Source organism: Micromonospora orduensis (assembly GCF_006228125.1).
In the GTDB taxonomy this organism is placed as follows: Bacteria; Actinomycetota; Actinomycetes; order Mycobacteriales; family Micromonosporaceae; genus Micromonospora; species Micromonospora orduensis.
Genome location: NZ_VDFY01000104.1, coordinates 13597 through 37759 on the forward strand (window position 1 = coordinate 13597; position 24163 = coordinate 37759).

Annotated in this window: 27 protein-coding genes and 1 pseudogene; 11 read left to right on the top strand and 17 right to left on the bottom strand. The window is 70.2% G+C overall.

What is annotated here, in order from left to right; translation table 11 throughout:
• Window positions 1-73: 73 nt before the first annotated feature.
• From FHG89_RS06315 to FHG89_RS33260, 5 genes and pseudogenes are all read right to left on the bottom strand, one after another.
• On the bottom strand, window positions 74-1249 hold the full coding sequence (locus FHG89_RS06315; protein ID WP_139583416.1) for a tyrosine-type recombinase/integrase: 1176 nt from the start codon (window positions 1247-1249) through the stop codon (window positions 74-76).
• A complete protein-coding gene (locus FHG89_RS06320; protein WP_280116052.1) occupies window positions 1249-1464 on the bottom strand; it encodes an excisionase family DNA-binding protein in 216 nt (71 codons plus the stop codon). Before FHG89_RS06320 ends, FHG89_RS06315 begins: the two co-directional genes overlap by 1 nt.
• Window positions 1465-1469: 5 nt before the next feature.
• Window positions 1470-3188: a replication initiator gene (locus tag FHG89_RS06325; protein WP_139583418.1), complete on the bottom strand. Its 1719-nt coding sequence runs from the start codon at window positions 3186-3188 to the stop codon at window positions 1470-1472.
• Window positions 3185-3808: a DUF2637 domain-containing protein gene (locus FHG89_RS06330; protein ID WP_139583419.1), complete on the bottom strand. Its 624-nt coding sequence runs from the start codon at window positions 3806-3808 to the stop codon at window positions 3185-3187. Before FHG89_RS06330 ends, FHG89_RS06325 begins: the two co-directional genes overlap by 4 nt.
• Window positions 3805-4161, bottom strand: a pseudogene (locus FHG89_RS33260) (FtsK/SpoIIIE domain-containing protein); the annotation flags it as partial. The pseudogene FHG89_RS33260 and the gene FHG89_RS06330, both read right to left, overlap by 4 nt.
• 124 nt (window positions 4162-4285) lie before the next feature.
• On the opposite strand from FHG89_RS33260, the gene FHG89_RS06340 reads away from it, so the two are divergent.
• From FHG89_RS06340 to FHG89_RS06350, 3 genes are all read left to right on the top strand, one after another.
• On the top strand, window positions 4286-4909 hold the full coding sequence (locus tag FHG89_RS06340) for a UTRA domain-containing protein (protein WP_208760877.1): 624 nt from the start codon (window positions 4286-4288) through the stop codon (window positions 4907-4909).
• The gene (locus FHG89_RS06345) at window positions 4906-5412 is read left to right on the top strand and encodes a nucleoside deaminase (RefSeq protein ID WP_139583422.1); all 507 of its coding nucleotides are present in this window, start codon (window positions 4906-4908) and stop codon (window positions 5410-5412) included. The genes FHG89_RS06340 and FHG89_RS06345 overlap by 4 nt, the downstream gene beginning before the upstream one ends.
• A 176-nt stretch (window positions 5413-5588) precedes the next feature.
• The gene (locus FHG89_RS06350) at window positions 5589-6848 is read left to right on the top strand and encodes an alpha/beta fold hydrolase (protein ID WP_139583423.1); all 1260 of its coding nucleotides are present in this window, start codon (window positions 5589-5591) and stop codon (window positions 6846-6848) included.
• A gap of 458 nt (window positions 6849-7306) precedes the next feature.
• Here the strand turns inward: FHG89_RS06350 and FHG89_RS06355 are convergent, their stop codons facing one another.
• Both FHG89_RS06355 and FHG89_RS06360 read right to left on the bottom strand, forming a co-directional pair.
• On the bottom strand, window positions 7307-8203 hold the full coding sequence (locus FHG89_RS06355) for an aminoglycoside phosphotransferase family protein (RefSeq protein ID WP_139583424.1): 897 nt from the start codon (window positions 8201-8203) through the stop codon (window positions 7307-7309).
• Between the two features lie 505 nt (window positions 8204-8708).
• Window positions 8709-9623: a LysR family transcriptional regulator gene (locus FHG89_RS06360; RefSeq protein WP_139583425.1), complete on the bottom strand. Its 915-nt coding sequence runs from the start codon at window positions 9621-9623 to the stop codon at window positions 8709-8711.
• A 130-nt stretch (window positions 9624-9753) separates the two neighbouring features.
• On the opposite strand from FHG89_RS06360, the gene FHG89_RS06365 reads away from it, so the two are divergent.
• On the top strand, window positions 9754-10590 hold the full coding sequence (locus tag FHG89_RS06365; RefSeq protein WP_208760879.1) for a PhzF family phenazine biosynthesis isomerase: 837 nt from the start codon (window positions 9754-9756) through the stop codon (window positions 10588-10590).
• A gap of 129 nt (window positions 10591-10719) precedes the next feature.
• On the opposite strand, the gene FHG89_RS06370 is transcribed toward FHG89_RS06365, so the two are convergent.
• The 5 genes from FHG89_RS06370 to FHG89_RS06385 form a co-directional block, all read right to left on the bottom strand.
• Window positions 10720-11613 carry an IS982 family transposase gene (locus FHG89_RS06370; protein ID WP_139583427.1) on the bottom strand — a complete coding sequence of 298 codons (894 nt, stop codon included), beginning with the start codon at window positions 11611-11613 and terminating at the stop codon, window positions 10720-10722.
• A 490-nt stretch (window positions 11614-12103) separates the two neighbouring features.
• The gene (locus FHG89_RS33585) at window positions 12104-12289 is read right to left on the bottom strand and encodes a DUF6886 family protein (protein ID WP_244295204.1); all 186 of its coding nucleotides are present in this window, start codon (window positions 12287-12289) and stop codon (window positions 12104-12106) included.
• Entirely contained in the window at window positions 12240-12569 is a 330-nt protein-coding gene (locus FHG89_RS34275) for a DUF6886 family protein (protein WP_341874248.1), read from the bottom strand. The genes FHG89_RS33585 and FHG89_RS34275 overlap by 50 nt, the downstream gene beginning before the upstream one ends.
• 64 nt (window positions 12570-12633) lie before the next feature.
• Complete coding sequence (locus FHG89_RS06380) at window positions 12634-13278, bottom strand: dihydrofolate reductase family protein (RefSeq protein ID WP_139583428.1); 645 nt, start codon at window positions 13276-13278, stop codon at window positions 12634-12636.
• A gap of 33 nt (window positions 13279-13311) precedes the next feature.
• Window positions 13312-14016 (bottom strand): dihydrofolate reductase family protein, encoded by a 705-nt coding sequence (locus tag FHG89_RS06385; protein ID WP_139583429.1) that lies wholly within the window; start codon window positions 14014-14016, stop codon window positions 13312-13314.
• Window positions 14017-14286: 270 nt separating this feature from the next.
• On the opposite strand from FHG89_RS06385, the gene FHG89_RS06390 reads away from it, so the two are divergent.
• Window positions 14287-15165, top strand: a complete 879-nt coding sequence (locus tag FHG89_RS06390) for an LLM class flavin-dependent oxidoreductase (protein WP_139583430.1) — start codon at window positions 14287-14289, stop codon at window positions 15163-15165.
• Window positions 15166-15175: 10 nt separating this feature from the next.
• Here the strand turns inward: FHG89_RS06390 and FHG89_RS06395 are convergent, their stop codons facing one another.
• From FHG89_RS06395 to FHG89_RS06405, 3 genes are read right to left on the bottom strand one after another with little or no spacing between them, the layout of a single operon-like run.
• Window positions 15176-15607: an ASCH domain-containing protein gene (locus FHG89_RS06395; RefSeq protein ID WP_139583431.1), complete on the bottom strand. Its 432-nt coding sequence runs from the start codon at window positions 15605-15607 to the stop codon at window positions 15176-15178.
• A gap of 49 nt (window positions 15608-15656) precedes the next feature.
• Window positions 15657-16697 carry a questin oxidase family protein gene (locus FHG89_RS06400; protein ID WP_139583432.1) on the bottom strand — a complete coding sequence of 347 codons (1041 nt, stop codon included), beginning with the start codon at window positions 16695-16697 and terminating at the stop codon, window positions 15657-15659.
• A gap of 33 nt (window positions 16698-16730) precedes the next feature.
• A complete protein-coding gene (locus tag FHG89_RS06405) occupies window positions 16731-17282 on the bottom strand; it encodes a phosphoribosyltransferase family protein (protein ID WP_139583433.1) in 552 nt (183 codons plus the stop codon).
• A gap of 186 nt (window positions 17283-17468) precedes the next feature.
• Between FHG89_RS06405 and FHG89_RS06410 the strand changes: the two genes are divergently transcribed.
• From FHG89_RS06410 to FHG89_RS06425, 4 genes are all read left to right on the top strand, one after another.
• Window positions 17469-18101, top strand: a complete 633-nt coding sequence (locus FHG89_RS06410) for a septal ring lytic transglycosylase RlpA family protein (RefSeq protein ID WP_208760878.1) — start codon at window positions 17469-17471, stop codon at window positions 18099-18101.
• 101 nt (window positions 18102-18202) lie between these two features.
• Window positions 18203-19330, top strand: a complete 1128-nt coding sequence (locus FHG89_RS06415) for a PP2C family protein-serine/threonine phosphatase (protein WP_139583435.1) — start codon at window positions 18203-18205, stop codon at window positions 19328-19330.
• A 129-nt stretch (window positions 19331-19459) separates the two neighbouring features.
• Window positions 19460-21316: an acyl-CoA dehydrogenase gene (locus FHG89_RS06420; RefSeq protein ID WP_139583436.1), complete on the top strand. Its 1857-nt coding sequence runs from the start codon at window positions 19460-19462 to the stop codon at window positions 21314-21316.
• A 290-nt stretch (window positions 21317-21606) separates the two neighbouring features.
• A complete protein-coding gene (locus FHG89_RS06425) occupies window positions 21607-21876 on the top strand; it encodes a DUF6458 family protein (RefSeq protein WP_030332052.1) in 270 nt (89 codons plus the stop codon).
• A 42-nt stretch (window positions 21877-21918) separates the two neighbouring features.
• Here the strand turns inward: FHG89_RS06425 and FHG89_RS06430 are convergent, their stop codons facing one another.
• Window positions 21919-22458 carry a SixA phosphatase family protein gene (locus tag FHG89_RS06430; RefSeq protein ID WP_139583437.1) on the bottom strand — a complete coding sequence of 180 codons (540 nt, stop codon included), beginning with the start codon at window positions 22456-22458 and terminating at the stop codon, window positions 21919-21921.
• Window positions 22459-22569: 111 nt separating this feature from the next.
• Between FHG89_RS06430 and FHG89_RS06435 the strand changes: the two genes are divergently transcribed.
• Entirely contained in the window at window positions 22570-22857 is a 288-nt protein-coding gene (locus FHG89_RS06435) for a DUF6458 family protein (protein ID WP_139583438.1), read from the top strand.
• Window positions 22858-22920: 63 nt separating this feature from the next.
• Here FHG89_RS06435 and trhA read toward each other — a convergent pair whose 3' ends face one another.
• Complete coding sequence (gene trhA, locus FHG89_RS06440) at window positions 22921-23598, bottom strand: PAQR family membrane homeostasis protein TrhA (protein WP_139583439.1); 678 nt, start codon at window positions 23596-23598, stop codon at window positions 22921-22923.
• Window positions 23599-23705: 107 nt separating this feature from the next.
• Here trhA and FHG89_RS06445 point away from each other — a divergent pair.
• A partial coding sequence (locus tag FHG89_RS06445) for a carboxyltransferase domain-containing protein (protein WP_139583440.1) occupies window positions 23706-24163 on the top strand: 458 nt, incomplete at its 3' end.

Genomic DNA, 24163 nt, shown 5'->3' on the forward strand with positions numbered 1-24163 from the left:
CAGGACGCAAGTCCGAGCCGGGGCCTTCGACGTTCCGCCACCCCCGAGCGCTGGACGGGCCATCCACGGGCCACTAGCCACGCTTCCTCACCTTGCCCTTGGGCTTGCCCGATGCGCCGGCCGCCGGCTTGTTGGCCTTCTTGCGTTCGGATTTCACGGCGTCGCTCACCGCCTGGGCGATGGCCCGATCCGCCTGCGAGGTGGCGTGCTGGTAGATCATGGCGGCCTGGGCCGAGTCGTGGCCCATCCGCGCCATCAGGTCCCGGGTGCTCGCGCCGGTCCGCGCAGCGATCGTGTTACCGGTGTGCCGAAGATCGTGGAAGTGCAGACCGGGTACGCCGAGCTTGCCGACCGCCGCCGACCAGGCGATGACCTTGTTGAGGTTGCCGCGCCAGATCGGTCGTCCGGAGGGCGTTGTGAAGACCAACGCGTCCGGCTTGTCCTCGACGAACGCCGCCAGGTGAGCCCGCAGCGTCGGCAGGATCGCCGCTGGCACTGAGACGCCACGCAGGCCAGCACGCGACTTCGGCGGACCGAGGGCCAGGCCGACGCCGCGCACCTCCGTGAACGTCTGCCGAACGCGGATCACCCCGGCGTCCGCGTCGACATCCTGCCGTTGCAGCGCCGACACCTCACCCCACCGCAGACACGCGAAGGTGGTCACCAGGACCAGGGCGCGATACCGCTCATCCATCAAATCCGCGAGCTTGAGTACCTGGGCCAGCGTCAACACCGGCCGCTCCGCCGGCTTCTCCTGATCCGCGCCCGGGATCCGGCACGGGTTCTTGCGCAGCAGCTCGTCTTCGTTGACCGCCGTCATCAGCACCGCCCGCAGCAGTCGGTACGCCTTGGCCGCCATGGTCTCCGAGACACCGTTGCCGAGCAGTGTTGCCCGCCACTCGCGGATCATCGGCGTATCCAGCCGGCTCAGCTCCACCCCGCCCAGGTAGGGCACGATGTGCTTGCCGAGCAGCCACCGGTAGAGCCCCACCGTCCGAGGGCGCAGTCCCGGCCGCTGGGCAATCCACCGCTCCGCGTAGTCACCAAGCCTGATTCGCGCCCGCTCAGGGTCGATCCACTCGCCGCGCATCATCTGCGCCTCGACCATCGACAGGTACCGGTCGGCATCCGACTTGCGGGCGAAAGTGTCCGTCGCGGTCCGCTGGCGCCCATCCGGTCCGGGATAGCGCACCTGATAGCGCCCCGACTCGCGCTTGCGGATACTGCCGAACCGCCGCCGTGCCGCCATCAGGCCACGCTCCGCATGCCGGTCCACACCTCAGAGACTGTGAGGGCTTCCACCCGGCCGGCGTCGACATGAGCGTCGACATCCGAGGCCTTCAAGCGCACGCTGCGGCCGACCTTGTGAAAGGCGATGCGGCGCTGCGCAACCAGCCGGCGCACGTAGCGGACGCTCATCCTCATCCGCGCCGCGGCTTCCTCCACCGTCAGCACCTCATCCACTGTCGTCATACCTCCCCGCTCTCGGTAGTCGTGTGGCCAGTTGCCGAAACGTTGAGTGATGTCCGATCGCGTCTGGCGGCATCGAGTTGAGCGCGCCACTGGATGCGTTCGGATATCGCCCGCAGGACCCGGTGCCCGATCGGCGGCACGTCCGGGTCGGTGGGCCGGGCCAGTTCCCAGGCGTGCCGCTGCTCGCCCCCAGCCGGGGCGGTGGCTGCGTCGGTGGTGACGCCGAGCAGGGCCTTGACCCACTCGCGGCGGTCGGCCCTGTGGTCGGCCAAGGTCTTGCCCGACCACTGTCGGGAGATGAGGACGCGCCGGCCGCCGATGCCGAGGGTTTCCCGCTTGTGGACCTTGTTCTTGCAGTTGCCCGGCCGCAGCCCGGGCCGGGCGTTCTTGGGTTGGATGCCGTAGAGCAGCCAGTTGGCGCACCGCTCCGAGCAGGGCGTGTGCCGCAGCTCTTGCCAGAGCCGTTCGAGGTGGGCGCGCTGCCGGGCGGTGGTCACGTCGTGGCAGTCGGCAGCTTGCTTGATGAGGTACTTGGTGATGTAGCCGACGCACCGATCAGCGTCCTTGGTGCCGGCGAGCACGCCCTTGGCGTCGACCTGGCTGCCGAAGCGGACGACGTGCACGGGTTCGGCGTCGGGGTCGGCGTCGACCAGGTCCAGGGCGTCATCCCACGACGGCAGCAGCTCGCCCGTTTCCGGGTCGGTGTAGCCGCCGGCGGCCGCGTCCCATTGCGGCGCCCGCCCGGGTTCGTAGACCAGCTCGTCGACGGGCGGCCACCAGACCTGGTGATAGGTCGCGGCCGCGACCTGCCGGACCAGCGCCCGGGGGATGGTGCCGCGCATGGCGAAGTGCGCGTGAGGGGCAAGCCGGCGCTGCGGCTCGACCGCCCCGGCGTATTGGACGTTCCAGCCGACCGCCCGCCTGAGGTTTTGCCAGAACCGGTCCAGCAGGCGGGGGAAGTGCACGGCATCCCAGGCAGCCCGCCGGTAGTCGTAGGCGTCCGGGTCGACGGGGGTGCCGTCGGAGTGCACGCGGCCGTAGGAGCCGAGGGTGAGGGTGAGGAACATCGACGGCCGGAACACCTGCCCGCCGTGACCCTCGAACGTCCGCCCGATCGTGCGGTTCTCCACCGGCAGCCGGGGGAGGTCGGGGGCGTCCTGCCGCCGCTTGGTCGACCGCGCCCGCCGCTTCCCGTCGCCGTCCTCCTGGTCCTCGCTGGCGTGCGGTGGTGCCGGCCGACCCCGGAGTCCTTCGGTGGTGATCTCGGCTTCCAGCTCTCCGATCGCTTCGTCCAGGTCCGCGACCTGATCCCACTGCGAGGCGCGGGCGGCTTCATCCCGGGCGAACTCGAGATGCGCCCGAGCCACGATCAGCGCCCGCTGCGCCTCGGTGGCGGGTTGCGGGCCGGGGTCGGGTTCGTCGTCGCGGTGCCAGCCCTCGCGGATCTGCTGCTGCCGCAGCCGCCGGGCGCGCTTGGCGCAGGCCGGGCACTTGGCCTCCTGGGTGGCCCCGCACGGCAGGTCGATCATCTCCGTCTGCCCGGAGTCCAGGTCGGTGCGGCGCAGGGAGACGGGGCGGGTGCAGACGCCGTAGTCGGCGGCCAGATCTTTGACCACGTCGACGGAGCGGGGCATCAACATGCGGGCGGCCCGGGAGCCCGGCCTCGGCTCCACCGGAGCGGGGGCGAGGCCGGGCAGCGCGGAAGTAACAGTCATCGGCTCACCTCCCGGCTGAGCGGGGTGCCGTTACGGCGGATGAACGCGGTCGTCGGCACCGGGGCGACCGGGGCCGGGCGGGTGGGCTCGACCGGGACGAGGGCGACCGGTTCCGGCGCGGCAGCGGCTGGCGTCGGTTCGACCGAAGGCGCGGGCGGCTCAGACGGTGGGGCCGTCGGGGTGACGACCGGCGTAGCCGGGCCGGTATCGGGTTCGTCGGCGGGGGCCGGGGTGGTGCCGAGGATGAGCTTGGACAGGCCCATGAACGCCAGTGCGGGCACGGCCGAGAGGAGCCAGCCGGACAGGCTGGGCTTGGCGACGGCGAGCTGCGCCGCGAGGGAGAGAACGACGGCGGCGACGAGCAGGAACATGGGGTAGCCGATCGGGCCGCCCGTGCGGCGTCGTCGGCGGATGGTCAGCAGGGCGGCGACGGGGACGAGTTCGGAGATGACGGCGTTGGCCCAGCCGAACCACGCCCCGGTGCCCGCCGGTGAGTTGTCGAGGGTCCACTCCTTGACGTGGGTGAAAGAGGCAGCCCCGGCGAAGCCGGCAACCAGAAGCAGGATCACGACCAGGACCAGGCCCTCCACACGCTCGCCACGGTTCGGGTTGGGGTTCATGCGACACCGTCCAAAACCTCGCCGTCGATCACGCGCAACCGCCCGTACGTCTGGGCCATCTCGCGAATCTCGTCATCGCTCAGGTACGAGAACCGGACCCGCATCGGGGTCGGGTCACCGTCGATGACCACGAACCCGACACCCGGCAGGGACTGCGGGATGCGGTCACACAGCGCACCCCGATCTCGCATCCCGTCACCCAGCACCAGGTCCACCTGCGCGGCCTCGGCCAGCCGCAGCCCGATCCGGGTCGGGAACAGGTCCCGGAACGGCAGGACCTCCTTGCGGGGGTCCTGGATCGCCGCCACCACATGCACGCCGACCGCCCGGCCCTGGGACAGCAGGATCGACAGGGCCGCCTTGACCCGGTCCTTCTCTGTCGGGTCCGCCCGCGCGGCGATCGCCCTGCTCAAGGCCCAGGGCCTTATCAGCAGCGGACGCGGCAAGGCACCTGTGGTCCGCGTTCCGCCCCGGAAGGTGATCCGCTCGTCGGAACGCCACCAGGTCGAAAAGGATCTCGCCGTCCGCCCCGAGGCCGAACGCGCCGTCGTCGGCGAGGCCGAGACCAACCTCAACATGCAGATCAGCGAGCAGGAGTTCCGCTCCCGATACGACCAGGTAGAGGCGGGAGCCGACCTGGCCGACCTGTTCCGGATCGAGCCCACAGACCTGGTGCTGCGGCGGCGCTACGACTCGACCGACAGGGGTACCGGCTTGCTCCTTTCGTCGAGCGTCTCCTACATGCCGGTTGCGCTTGTCAGCTCAAACCCTGCACTCCTCGATGAGGCCAACGAGCCGTGGCCGGGAGGAACCCAACACCAACTTTCGACGGTGGGCGCCGAGATCATGACCATCATTGACGAAGTAACGGCCCGGATGCCCACCACCGCCGAGGCCCAACTGTGGGGCCTGCCCGACGGCGTTCCCCTCATCCTCTGCCGACGCATCTCCCTCGACGCCAACGAGAAAGTCGTCGAAGTCTCCGACGCCGAATACCCGGCCGACCGAACCGAACTCCGATTCGTCACCCCACTCAAGCCCTGGCCCAAGCGCAGATCCAATGGCGGCAAGACCTCAGGGCGGCAAGGAGGAAGACCATGACCTCACACCTGAACGCCCAAGATGAGCGGTTCCTCGCGAGGGCCATCGAAATTTCACGGCACGCGCTGGAGGACGAGGGAAAGACCCCGTTCGGTGCCATCGTCGTCATCTCAGGAGAGATCGTCGGTGAAGGCACCAGCAGCGTTGTCGAGCTGCGGGACCCGACCGCACACGCCGAGGTCATGGCCCTGCGCCACGCCGGCAGGAACCTAGGGCGGCACCTGTTCGAAGACGGAATCATGTACGCCAGTAGCGAGCCCTGCCCGATGTGCCTCATGGCCTGCTACTGGGCACGCATCCCCCGCCTGATCTTCGGAGCCAGCAGCCACGACGTAGCCACCTACGGCTTCGAAGACCTTCAGTTCTACCGCGAGGTCGCCCTGCCGGCCGACCGCCGGTCGCTGCGCGAAGAGGTTGCCGACGGAGCCCTCCGGGACCAGGCCGTCGACGTACTACGCAAGTGGGCCGACATGCTGCCCTCATCGGTCGAGCCCAAGTTCTGACCAGGCGCGCGCTGCCGAGGCGCGCTGCAGACCTCCGCTACCGCCACTGAGCGGGACCGCCGACGGCATCCGGATCTGCCGACGTGAGTGCGTTGACCGGATACCGCGGTCCCGTCGCCTATCGCTCTACGATCTTGGCAACGTGAGAATCCTGTGCCGAACGGTACCTTAGCGACATGGCCACGATTCCGGGATTAGCCGTCAAAGATCATGTCTTCGCGGTACCCCTCGATCACGCTGATCCAGGCGGGGCCACCATCGACCTGTTCGCGCGAGAGGTCGTCGCCGCGGACAAGGTGGCTGAGGCGCTGCCATGGTTGCTGTTCCTGCAGGGCGGCCCGGGCGGCAAGGCATCCCGGCCGACTGGCCCGGACGGTTGGCTGGGCCTTGCCCTGAAGACCCACCGCGTGTTGTTGCTCGACCAGCGGGGGACTGGTCGCAGTGCGCCGGTGACGGCCCGAACGGTGGCGGGGATGGAGCCGAAACAGTTGGCGGCGCATCTGCGACTGTTCCGCGCCGACAGCATCGTGGCGGACGCTGAGCTCGCGCGGGCACGGCTAACGGGTGGGGCGCGCTGGGACACGCTCGGGCAGAGCTACGGCGGATTCATCACCCTCACCTACCTTTCTCAGGCGCCGCAGGGCCTGCGCACCTGCTATGTGACGGGCGGGTTGCCCGGCCTGTCGGCGACCGCGGATGAGGTGTACTCCCGGACGTATCCGCGGGTCGCCTCGAAGAACGCCGCGTACTACCGGCGCTATCCGCAGGACGTGGCGGCCGTCCGCGCGATCGCCGATCATCTGGATTCGGCCGATGTGCGGCTGCCGGACGGCGACCGGCTGACCGCGCGACGTTTCAGGATCCTCGGCAACGCCTTCGGGATGGGCGACGGGCTCGCGCGAGTGCACTGGATGCTGGAGGAGGCATGGCACGGCAGCGAGCTGGCGGACGGCTTCCGCTACGCCGTGATGGGCGCGACCGCATTCGTGGACACTCCGATCTTCGCGCTGCAGGAGTTCACCTTCGGGCAAGGTGGTGTCCCGACGTCCTGGGCGGCGCAGCGCGCGCTCGCCCAACATCCGCAGTTCGCGGCCGACGCCGATCCGCTGCTCTTCACCGGGGAGATGATGTATCCATGGATGTTCCGCGAGATCTCCGCGCTGAAGCCGTTCGCCGCGGCCGCTGACCTGCTGGCCGCCGTCGACGATTGGCCGGCACTGTACGACCCGGAGCGGCTCGCTGCCAACGAGGTGCCGATCTACGCGGCGGTCTACTTCGAGGACATGTACGTAGACGCGGACCTGCAGTTGGAAACCGCGCGCGCGGTCGGCAACACCCAGGTCTGGGTGACCAACGAGTACGAGCACGACGGACTGCGGGTTGCGGGAGAACGCGTGCTCGGCAGGCTGATGAATATGGCCGCCGGCCACTGTTGAGCACGGTGGCCAGTCTCCGAATCGCAGCATCCAGCCGAGGTTTGTGCCCTGTAAGCATGACGCCACTGTCGCACTAAACTGCCGCGATCAGCGCGCTGCGGGTGTCGCATATCAGTTGCCGGACGACTGTCGCGTATCAGTCGACGGAGGGCACTGCCGAGGGACACGCTCCCGAGGCCCGCGCACTGCCGAATTGTTCTCTTATGGATCAAGGCGGCCCGCAAGCGGGCCGCGCCGGCCCGGCCCCGGCCTGCTGGCGACCTCCGGCCGGCATCGGCCGGGCCGGCCGGCCACGCTGCGAAACGACACGATCTGAAGACCTCGGGGGCTCCGCCCCGAACCCCGGCCCTCCTCAGAGATGCCGCCGCGGATCCCCTCGTCGGGCACCACAAGGGCTGGACGGTCTGGCGACTGCCCGACGAGGAAATCCGCTTTCCTGACCCAGCGGTCCACCCTGCTTACCGGTCGCTCTTGTCCGCGAGCACCTGATCGATCGTGCGACGGCCGATTTGCCCGACGAGAGAGTCGCGCGGTGCATTTGCCACGCACATCAGCCCGAAGTCAAGTGCCCGCCCCCGCGCGCGAGCCCACGTCGCCTCATCGACCCGCAATGCTCGGCGGAAGCGGTCCCGGGTGCGTGGAGACAGGACCGTCCATGCCGCGAGGACATCGATGGCCGGATCGCCGACGCTGAGGAGGCCGAAGTCGATCACAGCGCTCAGCCGACCGTCAACGATCAGAAGATTGGCCGGATGCAAGTCCCCATGGGTCCATACCCCCGGAGCCAACCACGAGGGAACAGCCAACGCCGACTCCCATACCGCCGTCACCGCCTCTGGATCCCAGTCGCCTTGAAGGGCCGTGATCGCCACGCGAACCCCTGGATCTCGTTGGAACAATGGGACGCCGCGAAGCTCGCTGGCCGGTCCATCGACCGGGTCGACCGTATGGAGCGCGGTGATGAACCGCGTCAGTTGGTCCGCGACCTGGATCTCATCCAGTCCGGGCTCAAGGGCCGAAACTTCGCCAGGCAGCCATCGGGTCACCGTCCAGCACCACGGATACCCCTCGGACGGCGCGCCTCGCCCGAGCGGCATGGGCACCGGCAGTGGCAGGTGCGGCGCCAACATTGGCAGCCAGCGACACTCGTTAGCGATATGGCGAGCACCGAGCTCGCGGCGGGGAAGTCGAACGGATAGCTCGGTGCCGAGACGAAAGATCGCGTTGTCCCGACCGGCCGCATCGACCAGCTGGATCGGCAGCTCAGCCCACTGCGGAAAGTAGGCGGCCAGGAGCCGGCGTACGAGCGGCACATCGATGCAAACCGCGCCGCCGGCCGGAACCTGTTGAGCCACGCATACCTCGCTTCATAGACGTCACCCGCGTCCGGTGAATCGTGCCATTAGCGTGCCCTCGGGCGAGGACAGCAGGGACCATCCAAGGCCACCAGAGACCACCGAGATCAGGTGATCGGTGCGCGCCGAGGCGCAGCGTCGAGACTTCCTAAACCTGTGGCTGTACAGCCATCCGTACAGCCAAGCCGGCTGACGTACACCAGTGGCGAGCGACGGCAGCTGACAAGTCGAGCAGGTCATCGGCAGCGGCCGACGCCGGCCGACAGGCGTCTTGATCTTTGCAAGGCAGGGGGCGGTGCCCGTTCCGTGGCCAGACGGCAGACTCTCAGGCATGAGTTACGACCTGGCGGTGTGGGAGGGCGCGCAGCCCGGAGACGGCGTTGAGTTGAGGCCGGCACGGTCTACGAACAGCTCTACGAGGAGTACATGGAAGGTGAGGAGTTCGATCCGACCCCGCGCATCCTCGCCTACGCCGAAGCGCTAGACGAGTAAGTCCGAACTCTGGTCAGTGGTCGTAGGCGATCAGTGAGCCCGGGTTCCAGAGCGCGCGGAGCTGGTCGAGGACGACCGTCGTTCCGGCGCTGAGCGTGCGATCGGAGTGGGTGACGAGGTGGACGGCCGGCGCAGGTGGGAGTGGCCCGGGAACGGCGATGAGCGCGCCTTCCCGCAACTCGGCGGCGGCGGTGGCGGTGGGAAGCACCGCCCATCCGAGCCCGGCCGCGACGCAGCGCTTGACGGCTTCGATGCTGCCGAACCGGACGCGGCGAACGTCCGGTTGCCCGACGGCGAACAGGCTGCGGGCGACCTGGTCGCTGTAGCTGCAGTCGTCCTCGAGCAGGAGTACGTCGTGCTCGGCCAGCTGCGCCCAGGTGACTGGACCTGCCGGCAGGTCCAGGTCGGGCCCGGCGACAATGGTGAGTTCTTCGGCGCCGAGGACCTCCAGATGAAGGTCGACGGCGGACATGTCGGGTTCGAGGAGCAGAGCAGCTTGGGCGGTGCCAGCGCGTACGGCCTGGAGCGCCTGCGCGGTGCCCCCTGGTGCGAGCGACAGCCGGACCTGGGGCGCGAGTAAGCGCAGCTTGCCGAGCACGGCGGGAAGTCGGTAGGCGCACACGGACTCAGGAGCCACGAGCCGCACCCGGCCAGACGGTCGGCCGTCTCGGGCGGGCACCTCGGAGGTGAGACGGCCCTCCAGATCGAGCAACTGGGTGGCGTACGACAGGAGCCGGGTGCCGGCGTCGGTCAGCACAGCCCCGGACGGGAGCCGGTCGAAGAGTCGGACGCCCAAGTGCCGCTCGAGGGCTTGCACATGCCCGGTCACGGTGGACTGCACGTAGCCGAGCTCCCGTGCCGTTGCCGTGAAACTGCCGGTGCGGGCCACGGCGGTGAAGGTCCGCAGCAGGTCCGTCTCCACTGCCATTCCTTTCCTCGATTGGTTCTATCATGACTCATCGTTGGACTCGATGGGGTTACGCGGCGAGACTAGCCCTCGGAGGTGCTCGATGACTGACACAGACGACGCGACCATCGCGCGGCCCGAGGCCGTCGACGTGGAGGTACTGCGCTACGCCGCTTTCCCGGACGGGGCCGGAGGCGGAAACCCCGCGGGTGTGGTGCTGGATGCGACCGGCCTCGACGACGCCATCCGCCTGGCCGTCGCAGCCTCGGTCGGCTATTCCGAGACGGCGTTCATCGAACCCACGAGGCGGGACGGGGAGTTCCGGGTGCGGTACTTCAGCCCGCTGGCTGAGGTGGCGTTCTGTGGACACGCGACGATTGCCGCCGCCGTCGCCCTGGCCGAACGCCGCGGCAGCGGGCCGCTGCTGTTTCAGACCCTCGCCGGCGCGGTCGAGGTGAACACCGATGAGAGCGATGCCGGCCGGATCGCCACGCTCACCAGCGTCCCCACCCGTACCCGGCCGGCCTCCGGCGAGGAGCTCGCCGCCGCTCTCGCGGCGCTTGGCTGGCGCTCGGCCGACCTGGACCCCCGGTACCCCGTACACGTCGCGTACGCGGGCAACGATCACCTCGTCCTCGCCGTGTCGGACCGCGCCCGCTTGGCGGACTTGCACTACAACTACGACACGCTGGCAGCCCTGATGGCCGGTCGCGGCTGGACCACGCTCCAACTCGTACACGCCCACACGCCGCTGCTGTTCTCTGCCCGCAACCCCTTCCCGCCCGGCGGTGTCGTGGAGGACCCTGCCACCGGAGCGGCCGCGGCCGCCTTCGGCGGTTACCTGCGGGCACTCCACCTGGTGGACCTTCCGGCGCAGATCACGCTCCTGCAGGGCGCGGACATGGGTAGCCCCAGCCGCCTGCTCGTTGACGTCACCGGCGACGACGACCGCGTGCAGGTGGCCGGCAGCGCCAGATCGATCCGCTAAGAGGGGAACAGGTCAAATTGCCTGGTGGTAAGGACAGCCGTCCGATGATCGGTGCCTGTGGTCAGCCCTGATCGCCGCGCCGATCCTGGTAGCAGTCCACCCTAGACGAGTAAGTCCGAACTCCTTTGGTTAGTGGTCGTAGGCGATCAGGGACCTGGTGACGGCCTGGCCGGTGGTGCGGTTGTGCCAGATTGCGGCGGTCATCGCGAGGAGGCGTTGCGCGACGCGGACGGCGACGCCTTCGATGCTGCGTCCGCCGTGTAGTTCGAGGTCGAGTTGGCCCTTGAGCGTGTCGTTGACCGACTCGATGAGTCGCCGGATCGGTTTCAGGAGGTGTTCGCCGGGTCGTGGTGTGCGGTTGCGGTAGGACGGGCGGAGCAGCCGGACTCCGCGCTCAGCCAGCCAGCGGTCCAACTCGGCGGACACGTAGCCCTTGTCCGCGATGATCAGCAGCCCGGGACGTTGCGAGATCAGGTCCGGGTCGTGTTCAAGGATCGCGGTCAACACCTGCCGTTCATCGATTTTCGGGCTGGCCAGGGCCCAGGTGATCGGCAGGCCGGACGGGGTGCAGACCAGATGCAGGCGCAGGCCCCAGAAGAACCTCGAGTGCGAGGCGCAGTAGCCGTAGCCGGCCCACCCGGCCAGGCCCGAGCGTTTCACCGTCGGTCGGGACCGGCCGCACTCCACCGGGGTCGAGTCGACGACCCAGGCGCCGTCGGTCCACAGGTCGGTGTCCTCGGCGACGGCCCGGATGGCGCGCTTGAGTAGCGGCAGCGCCGCCCGGAGGCGTTTGTTGTACCCGGACTGGCCCGGCAGGTACGGAGACGCGCCAGGTAGGTGACCGGGGACGAACCGCAGCCAGCGGGCCTCGGAACGGACCCCGAGCAGGACCTGCGCCACTGCCAGGGTCAGCAGCTCAGCGTCGGACAACCGCGGTGGCCGTCCGGCTCGGGGCGGCCGTCCCAGCCAGTCATCGATCTTCACGTACAGTGCGGTCAGAAGGGTGTTGAGGTCGGTCGTCACAAACTGATCTTCAACACCCTTCGCCTGTCTGCACAGACCCGAAGGACTTCGGACTTACTCGTCTAGCCGAGCGCTGGGCCGCCATGACTGGAGGCAGGACCTCTGGTTGGGGCTCGTTGCTCAATGACGCGTCCGGGCCGGCGATCTACCTGACGATGCCGTACGGGATAGCCGGAGAGTTGTCGGCCGAGGCCGCCCGGCTGGCGGCCGAGCATGGCCTTGTCTGCTATGACCCGCAGTCAGAGCACCTACGGCCAGCACCTGAGGACGAGGTAGCGCGTCGGGCCATCCACGGGCCACAAGCCGGTGCGACGCCAGGCCGAACGAGGCCACCAGGGACCATGCCGACCAGGTAAATCGCCGTGCCAGCCGGCCTTTCGGTCCAATTCCCAAGCTGACAGTGCGGGTTCGATTCCCGTCACCCGCTCCACGCACGAAGGCCCTGGCCAGGACGACAGTCCAGCCGGGGCCTTTCGATATCTGGGGACGGTCAGGAGCGGGGTCTGGCGTTGCGCAGCCTGATGCCGCTGAAGCCGACCGAGCTGTCGGTCACCACGTCCCAGAAGGGCCAGAGGTTGTCCAGCACGCGAAGCTGGATTCCCGCCTCGGCGTGACACCGCAGCAGGTCACCCACCGGCTCGGCAGGGCCGAGGGGTGTGACGGGCTCGACCGCCACGAGCGCGTGCGGTTCGGGAGCGCCGAAGGGTTGGGAAGCGATCGGCTGGCAGCCGGTACGCGAACAGTCGCGCCCCCCGCATCGCTTCCAGCCAGCCGTACTCGATCGCATGGACCCGCTCGCCGCAGCCCGCCCCGATGACGCGATCACGATCCCACCTGCCCAGGCTCCGGTCGCATCTGGTTGTTCCTAGCTGGGAGGGGGTGCAGAGCTCAACCGCGTTCTGGCAGCCGTACGCGGGCAACACGGATTTCGGACCAGCCGACGCCGTCCAACTCACAGATCTTGGACAGTTTCCGTTCAGGCGGGACGGAAACTGTCCAAGATCTCTGGAGTCGGTGGGTTCATCGTCTCCAGAACAGGAGGTGGGTGACTCCGCTGGCGCTGGGCACCGCCTCGAGGTGGAAGCGGTCGAGAAGATTGGTGTGGCTGTCCCACAGGCGCTCGCCCCGGTGCAGGTCGACGGGCGCGACGGCGATGTGCATCGTGTCGACCAGGTCGGCCTCGATGAACTCGCGGATGGTCGCGACTCCACCACCGAGGCGTACGTCCCGGCCGTCGGCTGCCTGTCTGGCCCGGTCCAGGGCCTCGGCCGGGCTGGCATCGAGGAAGTGGAACGTGGTGTCCGCCAGGGTGAACGACGGCCGTTCGTGGTGGGTGAGCACGAAGACCGGGGTGTGGAATGGCGGGTTGTCCCCCCACCATCCCTGCCAGTCGTGGTTCTCCCAGGGACCACGCTGGGGGCCGAACTTGTTGCGACCCATGATCTCCGCGCCGATGTTGCACTCGGCGTCGCGGGTCAGGTAGTCGTCCAGGCCGCGAGTGCCGCCGGGCTCGGTGCGATACACGAAGCTTGCGGTGGCGGCCCGCCAGGAGAACAGCGGGTTGGGGTCCGCGTGGCCGAAGGGCCTCTCCAGGCTCTGCCCCTCTCCGGTCCCGAACCCGTCGCGCGAAACGTTGAAGCACTGCACCCGCAACAGCTGTGGCATTGGCGTCTCCTTCCGAGTTGATGGGGTGGTGCTTCAGTTCGTGGTGACCGTCGGGCCGCCGCCGCTGCCCCGGTCGTCGAGCACGAGCGGGGCGCGACCATCCACCGCGTACCGGATGTGGGTGACCTGCGGGGTGTGGATGACCCGGGTCGGCGTCAGTTCGATCGCTTCCTTGTCGCCGAGGTCGAGGTCCGCGTCGAACAGCCGCAGGCCGGTGCCGAGCACGACAGGTACGACGTGCAGCTCCAATTCGTCGAGCAGACCCGCCTTGAGGACCTGCCGTACGAGGCTGCCGCCTCCGGCAACCGCGACGTTCTTGCCGCCGGCCACGGCGCGCGCCTGCTCGACGGCGCTGGCCACGCCGTCGGTGACGTAGGTGAAGCTGGTGCCGCCTTCGCGCAGCAGGGTCTGGCGGGGGCGGTGCGTGACCACGAAGACCGGCGCCCGGAACGGCGGGTCCGCCCCCCAGGGCACCTCACCGCCGTCGGCCATCCGGCGACCCATCACGTACGCGCCGGCCGCCTCGAACGACTCGGCGACCACCGCGGAGTTGGTGTCCTGTTCCCCGCCGGCGAAGCCCTGCCGCTCGCGCCACGACATCGCCTCGGTCACCCAGCGGGTGACCCGGAAGAATCCCGCGCTTTCGGCCGAGTCCATCCAGTCGCCGTCGCCGGCGAACTGCGGGCCGGCGTAGAACCCGTCCGCCGACACCGAGAGTTGTGCGGTCACCTTCGTCATCGCGCTCGTTCCTCTCCTCGGGTGCACCCGGCTTCGGGTGCCTGCTCATGGAGGGGTCGGAGCCGATCGGGAAGCCCCTACAGCAAACAACTGTGACGGGCGCCATACAGGCGTGCCGGCGTCAGCCTGCGGGTTGCCTGCTCAGCGAGGTGCCGGAATGTGTGTAGCCGTGGCGGTGGTAGAAGCGCACCGCCCCGGCGTCGCGGTGGTGGACGACCGCTTCGCGCTGCGGCAGCGGGTAGACGTCGCGACGCGGCTAGGCTGGCGATCATGCGGATTGGCATCGTGATCCTGCCGGATCAGCGTTGGTCGGAGTCGCGGAGTCGCTGGCGGCAGGCCGACGAGTGGGGCTTCGACCACGCCTGGACGTACGACCACCTGGGCTGGCGGGACCTCGTCGACGGGCCGTGGTTCGACTCGATGGGCACGTTGACCGCCGCCGCCACGGTGACCGAACGGATCCGGCTGGGCACTCTCGTGGCGTCGCCGAACTTCCGGCACCCGGCGGCGTTCGCCCGGCAGATCACGACTGTGGACGACGTGTCGGACGGCCGGCTGCTGCTGGGTCTGGGCGCGGGCGGGATCGGCTTCGACTCGGCGGTGCTGGGCGGCGAGACGTTGCCGCCGCGTCAGCGGGTCGACCGGTTCGCCGAGTTCACCGAACTGCTGGATCTGATCCTGCGGGAGGACGGCACCACCTGGCGGGGCGAGTGGTTCGCCGCGGTGGACGCCCGCAACAATCCCGGCTGTGTGCAGCAGCCCCGGGTGCCGTTCGTGGTGGCCGCGAACGGGCCACGGTCGATGCGGTTGGTGGCCCGGTTCGGTCAGGGCTGGGTGACCACCGGCACCGATGCCGACGACGTCGAGGGCTGGTGGGACACCGTGTCGGCGCTGTCCGCGCGGATGGATCGCACGCTGGCCGAGGCCGGTCGCGATCCGGCCACTCTGGACCGTTACCTCTCGCTGGACGCGGCGCCGGTGTTCTCGCTCAGCAGCGCGCAGTTCTTCGCCGATCAGGTCGGCCGGGCCGCCGACCTGGGCTTCACCGACGTGGTGACGCACTGGCCGAGGGCCAGCAGTTGGTACGCCGGTGACGAGGCCGTGCTGGCGGACGTGGCGACGCGGTTGCTGCCCGCGCTGCGGGGCTGAGCCCGCACCGTCAGGTGCCGAGGTCGCCGCTGGCCACGCCGCCCGCACCGCTGGAGATCAGCCGCAGCCGCAGGCACACGATCGGCGTGTCGTCGTCGACCGGGGTGCCGAGCCGCGCCCAGTAGGCCGAGTGGCCGGCCCGCCACTCCTCGATCGAACGGTCGCCCTCGCCCTCGGCGCGGGCGAACTCCCAGGGCACGTCGCCGAAGCGGACCACCTCGACGCCGGTGATCTCGACGACACCGGCCAGCGCGTCGTCGTCGTCGACGAGAACGAGCCGCTCGCCGACCCGCTCCAGCTCCTCGCCCTCCTGGGCGTACTCGGCCAGCCGGCCGGCGGTGGCGGTCTTCACGCCGGCCAGCACGAGGGTGTTCAGGGTCGTCCGTAGCTCGCCGGGGGTGCCGAGGGCGAGGGTGCGCAGTTCACCGATCCGAGGCCACATCCTGCCGAGGCTAGGCCAGCGCGGCCCGGCCCGCCGCCGCAATTCTTGCTCAAATCAGCTGTCCGGCGTAGCCGGCGGCGGTGAGCAGCCGCTCGTCGCCGGTCGCCGCGTGCGCGTCGAGGACCGCGTCGGCCAGCTTGACGACGTGTTCGTCGCCGTGCCGGGCCGCCCGGGCGAACACCTCCGCCGGGGTCGCGGCGGTCACGGTCGGCGGCGCGATCCCGTCGGTCGGGGCGTACACCGAGGTCATGGCCGCCGTCGCGGCCCAGGCCGCGGCGAGGCTCGGCGCCCACAGCGCCCGGTCCAGTGCCGGCAGGGTACGCAGCACCGCGGTCGGCGCGGTCACCGCGTGCACCAGCATGACCGGCGACGCGTGGCCGAAGCGCAGGTAGTTGAGGCCGGCGCGGTGCACAAGCGTGGTGAGCCCCCGCTGCGCCTCGGCCGGGGTCCGCGCGGGGCGCAGCGCCGCCAGCGCCAGCTCCCACCGGGGTACGCGGGCAAGCCGACCCAGCCGGTCCCGGACGCCCCCGCTCTGGTCGTCGATCCGGGGCACTCCGGCCAGCGCGGCGTCGATGTCCACCTGCTCCCGCTCGGCGGAGGGGTCGGCGATGAGCCGGCCGGCGCCGGGGACGGGCTGCCACCGGGCCGCCCAGTAGCCGAGGGCCTGCGCCAACTCGGTGACCCGGTGCCTGTTGGTGTCGTCCGCTTCGAGCGCGCGTACGGCGTGCCCGACCCGGATCACGCCGTGCGTGGCGCCGGCCGCGATGCCGGGCAGCAGTCGGGGCCACCAGGTGCCGAGCACGTCCCGCCACGGGTGATCGCGTAGCTGCCGGTCGAAGTACGCCAGCCAGTCGCCGGCCCGTTTCTCGTCGCCAAGGGCCGTCCGCCAGTCGTCGATGGGGCGCAGGCCCCGGGGCAGCTCGTCGAGCCGGCCGAGGTAGTCGTCGAGCCAGCGGTGCACCCGCTGCTGGTGCCCGTGTCGGGCCAGCGCCTCGACCGCCATCGGTCCGTGGTTGGAGAGCCAGCCCTCGTATTCGGGGCCCGTGCGGTGCAGCCGTTCGTACGCCTCGTCGAGGATTCCGTCGCTCATGGTCCGATCGTCCGAGCTGAAGCAGGGTTCAGGTCAACCCGGTAGATCCGCTCCGGTGATCAGGCCGGTGATCCGTAGCGTGGCCGCGACCTCGGGCGGGCAGTCGAGGGCCACCACGGAGGCGCCCAGCACCTCGGCGCCGCGTGCCGCGCAGATGTCGTGGAGCGCATGGATCTGCGCCCCGGTACGGACCCAGTCGTCCACCACCAGTACCCGGTCGTCCGGGCCGAGGTGCCGGTCCCGCACGGCCAGCTCGACCCGACGACCCCGGTAGTCCGGAGGGCTCTGGGCCCAGGTGAGCGACCCGGCCGGCAGGCGTCCGTCGCCGGGTTTGTGCGCGGCCACGAAGCCGACGCCGAGGGCGGTGGCGGCCAGTGGGCCGAGCAGCAGACCGGTGACCGCCGGGGCGAGCACCACTGTCGGTCGGGCCGCCCGGTACGGCGCCACCAGGGCCGGTCCCAGGTCGGCCAGGACGCCCGGGTCGCGCCACCAGCCGGAGATGTCGCTGACCAGGTGGCTGGCGCCAGGGCCGGGGTCGATCCACTGGAACAGGGCGGCCAGGCGTTCGGTCAGCTCAGCGGGCATCCGCCCATCGTGCGGTACGGGCGCTCGACGCGTCCGCACCGGGCCGGTCGACCCATGCCGGCTCGGATGATCGGCTACACGTATCAGGGTAAATACGGGCATACCACAATGATCACGTTGACTTCGGAAGTGCTTCTCTCGTTACGGTCCGAGCCGGTTTGTTCAGTCGACGAAAGGACCGGGCCGGTGGCAGGCAGGCACTCCCGCACCCGCATCTTCTCCTCTCCGGCGGGTATCGCGGCCACCGCGGCGGTCGGCGTCGCCCTCGCCGTCGGAGGCACCTTCGGTGCCGTCCAGCTGACCTCGGGTTCCGAGCAGGCGGGCCAGGCGGCTCTGGAGTTCACCCCGACCACCGCCCCCAGCAGCCTCGACGCGACCACCCCGGCCGCCTCCCCGAGTGCCAGCGCATCGCCGAGCGTGACGGCCAGCCCCTCGCCCAGCCGGTCGGCGCAGGCCGCCTCCCGGGCCAAGGCCCGCACCGCCTCGCCGAAGCCGAGCCCCACCGCGAAGAAGACCACGGCGGCGGCGAAGGTGCTCCAGAGCGGTTCGTGCGGCGCCTCGTTCTACTCCGACGGGCAGCTCACCGCCAACGGCGAGTCGTTCAACCCGAACGAGCTGACCGCCGCGCACAAGACGCTGCCGTTCAACACCAAGGTCCGGGTGACCAACCCGGCGAACGGCAAGTCGGTCGTGGTGCGGATCAACGACCGGGGCCCGTTCATCGACGGCCGTTGCCTGGATCTCTCCCGGGCCGCGTTCGCCACCATCGCGTCGGTGGACGTGGGCGCGCTCACCGTCCGCTACGAGGTGCTCGGCTGAGTGGTTCGGTTGCCGCCGATCCGGCCGGACACCCGGGCCGGCCGGTCAGAACCTCCTCGGACGACGGGCCAGGTTCATTCACGCGCTCACGTGGATCAGGCATGCTGTCCCTCGTACCCACGCGACTCCTCCAGTCGGGCCGCCGCCCGCTGAGCCCCGGATCCCGCGCCGGCCTCGGCGCGGCCCTCGCCCTGCTCGTGATCGTCTCCGGGCTCGAGGTGGCGGACGGCCGACGCGCGCACTACATCGCACTGCTGGCGGCGGCGCCGTTCCTGGCCGCCGCCCTGGCGTCCTGGCAGGTGGTGCTGGGCGTGGGCGTGACGGCGACCGTGCTCGGGGTCGGTTTCGCCGTCATCGAGCCGAAGATGGAGCTGGTCACCTCGGTCAACGTGGTCGCCGTCGCGCTCGGCACCGGCCTGGCCGTCGCGGTGACGGCGGTACGACAGCGGCAGGCCGTTCAGATCGCCGAGCTGTCCAAGCTCGCCTCGGTGGCCCAGCAGGCGGTGCTGCGTCCACTCGGCCCGCAGGTCGGCACGCTCTCGGTGGCCGGTCGCTACATCTCCTCGACGGCGACGGCCCAGATCGGCGGCGACCTGTACGAGGCGATCGACACGCCCTACGGCGTACGCATGATCATCGGTGACGTGCGCGGCAAGGGGCTGGACGCGGTGCGGTTGGCGAGCATCGTCCTCGGCTCGTACCGGCACGTGGCCTACGAACGGGCGGACCTGCGGGCCGTCGTCGCCGACCTGGACCGGGCGGTCGCCCGCAATGTCGGCGACGAGGACTTCGTGACGGCGGCGCTGGTCGAGGAGCGTGGTGGCACGCTCACCATCGTCAACTGCGGGCATCCGCCGCCGCTGCTGCTCCGCCGGGGCGCGGTGATTCCGCTGGAGCCGCCGGCGCCGGCGCCTCCGCTCGGGTTCATGCCTGTGGTCCGCCCCCGGGTGGAGCGCCTGGAGCCCGGCGACCGGCTGCTGCTGTTCACCGACGGTCTCGGTGAGGCGCGGCGGGATGGCGAGTTCTTCCCCACCGCGGACCGGGCCTGGCGGTTGCTGGGGCACGGCACCGTCGCCGACGGGCTGGCCTCGCTGGAGACGGCTCTGGTGGAGTGGGTGCACGGCCGGCTCGATGACGACATCGCCCTGGTCCTGATGGAGTACGTGGGTGCCCGTACCGGCGCCGCCACGGCCGTACCGAGCTGGGAGGTCGGCGCCGCCGAGAGCTGAGCGCCCGTTTGTTACGAGCGTGTATGTAATCGCTGTCACTCGGTTGATCCGCTTGTCGCTGCCTACCCGCGAGTAATACAGTGTGGGTTACTGATCGGTAACACCTGTCCGGAAGCGGGGCCAGCGAGCATGACCCACTACAAGAGCAACCTGCGGGACCTTGAGTTCAACCTGTTCGAGGTCTTCGGGGCGGACCAGGCGTTCGGCCAGGCACCGTACTCGGAACTCGACACCGACACGGCCCGCACCTTCCTCGCCGAGCTTGACCGCCTCGCCCGCGAGGACCTGGCCGCCAGCTACACGGACAGCGACCGCAACCCGCCGGTGTTCGACCCGGCCACGCACACCGCGCCGCTGCCGGCGTCGTTCAAGAAGTCCTACCAGGCGTTCATGGACTCCGAGTTCTGGCGCCTGGACCTGCCGCCGCACCTGGGTGGCACCACCGCGCCGCGCGCCCTCTGGTGGGCGCTTGCCGAACTGGTGCTCGGCTCCAACGCCCCCATCTGGATGTACGCCTCGGGTCCGTCCTTCGCGCACGTGCTGGAGGTCGAGGGCACCGAGCAGCAGAAGCGGTGGGCCAAGCTCTTCATCGACAAGCAGTGGGGCTCCACCATGGTGCTGACCGAGCCGGACGCCGGCTCGGACGTCGGCGCCGGCCGCGCCCGTGCCATCCAGCAGCCGGACGGCTCGTGGCACATCGAGGGCGTGAAGCGCTTCATCACCTCGGGTGAGCACGACCTCACCGACAACATCGTGCACTACGTGCTGGCCCGCCCGGTGGGCGTGGAGGGCGTCGGTGGCCCCGGCACCAAGGGCCTGTCGCTCTTCGTCGTGCCGAAGTTCCACTTCGACGAGACCACCGGCGAGCTGGGCGAGCGCAACGGCGTCTACGCCACGAACGTCGAGCACAAGATGGGCCTGAAGGTCTCCAACACCTGCGAGCTGACCTTCGGCGAGCACGGCGTACCGGCCAAGGGCTGGCTGCTGGGCGACAAGCACGACGGCATCCGCCAGATGTTCATGATCATCGAGTACGCCCGCATGTTGGTCGGCACCAAGGCCATCGCCACCCTCTCCACCGGCTACCTCAACGCCCTGGAGTACGCGAAGAACCGGGTGCAGGGCGCCGACCTGGTCCAGCAGATGGACAAGACCGCGCCGCGTGTCACCATCACCCACCACCCGGACGTGCGCCGCTCGCTGCTGCTGCAGAAGTCGTACGCCGAGGGCCTGCGCGCCCTGGTTCTCTACACCGCCACCTGGCAGGACAAGGTGGCGGTCGCCGAGGCGGCGGGTGACGAGAAGGCCACCAAGCTGGCGAAGCGGGTCAACGACCTGCTGCTGCCGCTGGTGAAGGGCGTCGGCTCGGAGCGGGCGTACGAGCTGCTGGGGCACGAGGCCCTGCAGACCTTCGGCGGCTCCGGCTTCCTCCAGGACTACCCGCTGGAGCAGTACGTCCGGGACGCCAAGATCGACACCCTGTACGAGGGCACCACCGCCATCCAGAGCCTCGACCTGATCTTCCGCAAGATCGTTCGGGACAACGGCAAGGCGCTGATGGCGGTCGCCAGCGAGATCCAGGGGTTCATCTCCTCCGAGGCGGGCAACGGCCAGCTCAAGGAGGAGCGGCAGGCGCTCGGCAAGGCCCTCGGCGAGGTCCAGAACATCCTCGGTGTCATGACCGGCTGGCTGGGCGAGGCGCAGGGCGGCGAGACCCGCGCGCTCTACAAGGTCGGGCTGAGCAGCCGGCGGTTCCTGCTGGCGATCGGCGACCTGGTGGTCGGCTGGCTGCTCCAGAAGCAGGCCGACGTGGCGCTCAAGGCGCTGGCCGGCGAGGTCTCCGCCAGCGACAAGGCGTTCTACACCGGCAAGGTGGCCGCCGCGCGCTTCTTCGCCCGCGAGGTGCTGCCGCGCATCGGCGCCGACCGGCGGATCATCGAGGGCACGGACCTCGACATCATGGACCTCCCGGAGGAGGCGTTCTGACCGTTCCACGGCACACCTGAGGTTCCGGGTTCGCACCACCTGTCACCGACGGCCGGCGGGCACTTCGCCCCGCCGGCCGTCGCCGTCTCCGCACCCGGCGACCGGTTCGCCGGGAAGAGCCGCTGCCCGGGGATGTCGCAGGCCGCGTCGAATGTCCGGGTGGCGGACGCGAGGCCGGCCGGCCGAGCATTCGGCGGGCCGGGTCGGGTATGCCCGTGCCGTGGCGGGTAACCGTCGCGTGACCACGAAAGGGAACGCCCAGAGCCACCGCACGGGGGAGTGCAGCGCACATGGGTGTAGGAAGCGGAATCTTTCTCATCGCGATCGGCGCGATCCTGACCTTCGCGCTGAGAGCCAACGTCTGGTGGATCGACGTGCGGGCGGTCGGCTGGGTGTTCATCCTCGCCGGGCTGGCCGTCCTGCTGACCACCCTCTGGTTCTGGCAGGACCGGCGCAAGCGGGCCCGGACCCTCATCGTCGAGGAGAACCGGCTCTCCCATCCGACGGCGATGATGCCGCCGCCACCCGACCCGCCGCCGCCGACCGCGCCACCCTCCTGAGTGGCCCACCACTGAGCCACCCGTCGTTCCTCGGCGGGTGGCTCAGCCTCGTGCGGTGTGCCGTGCGGTGATCGGCGCTCCGGCCGGGCCCAGATCCGCCCAGCCGAGGGTGCTCGTGTGCACCGCCAGCTCGGCGGTCCGCAGACCCTCCTCGTCCATACCCTCCGGGTCGAGGAACGCGGACAGCAGCGAGATGCCCGGATTGTGGGCGATCAGCAGCGCCGTCCGGGCCGCCGGGTCGACGGTGCGGACCAGCGCCAACAGTTCCTCGGGATGGGCGTCGTACGCGCCCGGCTCGTAGCGGACAGTCGGGCTCCGCCCGGTCGGTCCGCCCTCCGGCGGTGCGCCGGTCATGCCCATCGCCACGCCGTGCCAGGTCTGCCGGGTACGCCGAGCGGTCGAGCAGATCACCACGTCGGGCAGCAGCCCGTGGTGGGCCAGCCACGCGCCGGCGGCCGCCGCGTCGGCGTCCCCGCGCGGGCTCAGTGGGCGGTCGGCGTCGTCCGGGGCGTCGCTACCCTGCTCGGCTTTCGCGTGCCGGAGCAGCACCAGTGTCCGGGTCTCGGCATGGGCGTCCGTCATGCCCCCAGCTTGCCCGATTGGCGATCTCCGTGCCGGGGTAAGTCGATGGATGCCGCACCCCTACCGACGGCCGCGGCGGGCAGTACGCCAGGTTAGAGCCGAGGAGCGAACATGGGCATTGGTGGCAGCATCTTCCTGATCGCGCTGGGCGCGATCCTCGCATTCGCCGTGGAAGCCGACATGGGTTGGCTGAACCTTGCCGTGGTCGGCTGGGTGCTGATGCTGGCCGGTGTCGCCGGCCTGCTCACCACCCTCTACTTCTGGAACAGCCGCCGCCGGGTGGTGGCCGCGCCGGTCCGCGAGGAGCGCGTCGTGGCCGCCGACCAGGTGGTCCCGGTCCAGGACGACCGGGTCGTGCGGGAGTACCGCGAGGTGCGTCGGCCGGGTCCGCCGGCCTGACCCTCGTTCGCGAACTCGGGGTCCCGCAGCGTGGCGGGGCCCCGGCTCGCGTTTTCCGGCGGGTCAGGCGAACAGCGCGAAGTAGATCGCGATGTGGTGGCAGAGCGCGGCCAGCAGGGTGCAGGCGTGGAAGAACTCGTGATGCCCGAACACCGTCGGCCACGGGTTGGGCCGGCGCAGGGCGTAGAACACCGCGCCGATGCTGTAGATGGCCCCGCCGACGATCAGCAGGACCAGGGCCGCGACGCCGCCGCCGTGCAGGATCTCCGGCAGCATGGCCACCGCCACCCAGCCGAGCGCCAGGTAGAGCGGCGCGGACACCCAGCGCGGCGCGTGCGGCCAGATCAGCTTGAGCGCCACGCCGGCCAGCGCGCCACCCCAGACCAGTGCCAGCATGATGGTCGCCTGCCGGGTCGCGAGCAGCATGGCGCAGAGCGGGGTGTACGTGCCGGCGATGAACACGAAGATCATCGAATGATCCATCCGGCGCATCACCTGGTAGCCGCGCTCCGACCACACGCGACGGTGGTACAGGGCGCTGGTGCCGAACAGCCCGCAGACCGTCAGGCTGTAGACGACGCAGCTGACAAGTGGCGCCCAGCCCGGACGGGTGGCGGCGATCGAGCAGAGCACGATGCCGCAGACCAGGGCGACGAAGAAGGCGTACGTGTGCAGCCAGCCGCGCATCCGGGGCTTACCGATGTCGACCGGCTTCAGGCGAAGCGGGGCGGAGGTGGTCACCACATCAGGCTACGGCACCGTAGGTTACCTGCAAGTAGTTGCTGCGGTGACGCTTGGCACCGTCGCCGTGAACACCGCATCGACGGGCCATCGGCGAAGATGAGCCGATGCGGATCCGACCCGTCGGCGCGCACGCTCTGCTGCTCGACTGCGCCGACGCCGACCCCTCCGAGGCCGACCTGGTCGAGGCGTGGCGAGCCGAGCTGTGGCACCGCCGCGACCAGGGTGACCTGGCCGCCGTCGAGATCGTGCCGGCGGCCGGCACCGTCCTGCTCGACGGCCTGACCGACCCCGCGGCGACCGCGGAGCAGCTGTCCCGCTGGGCTCCGGCGGTCACCGCCGCGGCAGCCGCCCGCGCAGACGAACGACCACACCCCGCGGAGGTCGTCGTCCCGGTCGACTTCGACGGACCGGACCTGCCGGTCGTCGCCGACCACTGGCGTGTCGACGTCCCGGCGGTGCTTCGCCGGCTGACCGGCACCCGGTTCCGGGTCGCCTTCTGCGGCTTCGCACCCGGATTCCCCTACCTGACCGGCCTCCCCGCCGACCTGGCGCTGCCCCGAGA

What these genes read in the sequence shown, in the direction of transcription:
- FHG89_RS06315 (WP_139583416.1), bottom strand. Translation starts at nt 1,249, where the DNA reads ATGGCGGCACGGCGGCGGTTCGGCAGTATCCGCAAGCGCGAGTCGGGG.
- FHG89_RS06325 (WP_139583418.1), bottom strand. Translation starts at nt 3,188, where the DNA reads ATGACTGTTACTTCCGCGCTGCCCGGCCTCGCCCCCGCTCCGGTGGAG.
- FHG89_RS06330 (WP_139583419.1), bottom strand. Translation starts at nt 3,808, where the DNA reads ATGAACCCCAACCCGAACCGTGGCGAGCGTGTGGAGGGCCTGGTCCTG.
- FHG89_RS06345 (WP_139583422.1), top strand. Translation starts at nt 4,906, where the DNA reads ATGACCTCACACCTGAACGCCCAAGATGAGCGGTTCCTCGCGAGGGCC.
- FHG89_RS06350 (WP_139583423.1), top strand. Translation starts at nt 5,589, where the DNA reads ATGGCCACGATTCCGGGATTAGCCGTCAAAGATCATGTCTTCGCGGTA.
- FHG89_RS06360 (WP_139583425.1), bottom strand. Translation starts at nt 9,623, where the DNA reads ATGGCAGTGGAGACGGACCTGCTGCGGACCTTCACCGCCGTGGCCCGC.
- FHG89_RS06380 (WP_139583428.1), bottom strand. Translation starts at nt 13,278, where the DNA reads ATGCCACAGCTGTTGCGGGTGCAGTGCTTCAACGTTTCGCGCGACGGG.
- FHG89_RS06385 (WP_139583429.1), bottom strand. Translation starts at nt 14,016, where the DNA reads ATGACGAAGGTGACCGCACAACTCTCGGTGTCGGCGGACGGGTTCTAC.
- FHG89_RS06390 (WP_139583430.1), top strand. Translation starts at nt 14,287, where the DNA reads ATGCGGATTGGCATCGTGATCCTGCCGGATCAGCGTTGGTCGGAGTCG.
- FHG89_RS06395 (WP_139583431.1), bottom strand. Translation starts at nt 15,607, where the DNA reads ATGTGGCCTCGGATCGGTGAACTGCGCACCCTCGCCCTCGGCACCCCC.
- FHG89_RS06400 (WP_139583432.1), bottom strand. Translation starts at nt 16,697, where the DNA reads ATGAGCGACGGAATCCTCGACGAGGCGTACGAACGGCTGCACCGCACG.
- FHG89_RS06405 (WP_139583433.1), bottom strand. Translation starts at nt 17,282, where the DNA reads ATGCCCGCTGAGCTGACCGAACGCCTGGCCGCCCTGTTCCAGTGGATC.
- FHG89_RS06415 (WP_139583435.1), top strand. Translation starts at nt 18,203, where the DNA reads ATGCTGTCCCTCGTACCCACGCGACTCCTCCAGTCGGGCCGCCGCCCG.
- FHG89_RS06420 (WP_139583436.1), top strand. Translation starts at nt 19,460, where the DNA reads ATGACCCACTACAAGAGCAACCTGCGGGACCTTGAGTTCAACCTGTTC.
- FHG89_RS06425 (WP_030332052.1), top strand. Translation starts at nt 21,607, where the DNA reads ATGGGTGTAGGAAGCGGAATCTTTCTCATCGCGATCGGCGCGATCCTG.
- FHG89_RS06430 (WP_139583437.1), bottom strand. Translation starts at nt 22,458, where the DNA reads ATGACGGACGCCCATGCCGAGACCCGGACACTGGTGCTGCTCCGGCAC.
- FHG89_RS06435 (WP_139583438.1), top strand. Translation starts at nt 22,570, where the DNA reads ATGGGCATTGGTGGCAGCATCTTCCTGATCGCGCTGGGCGCGATCCTC.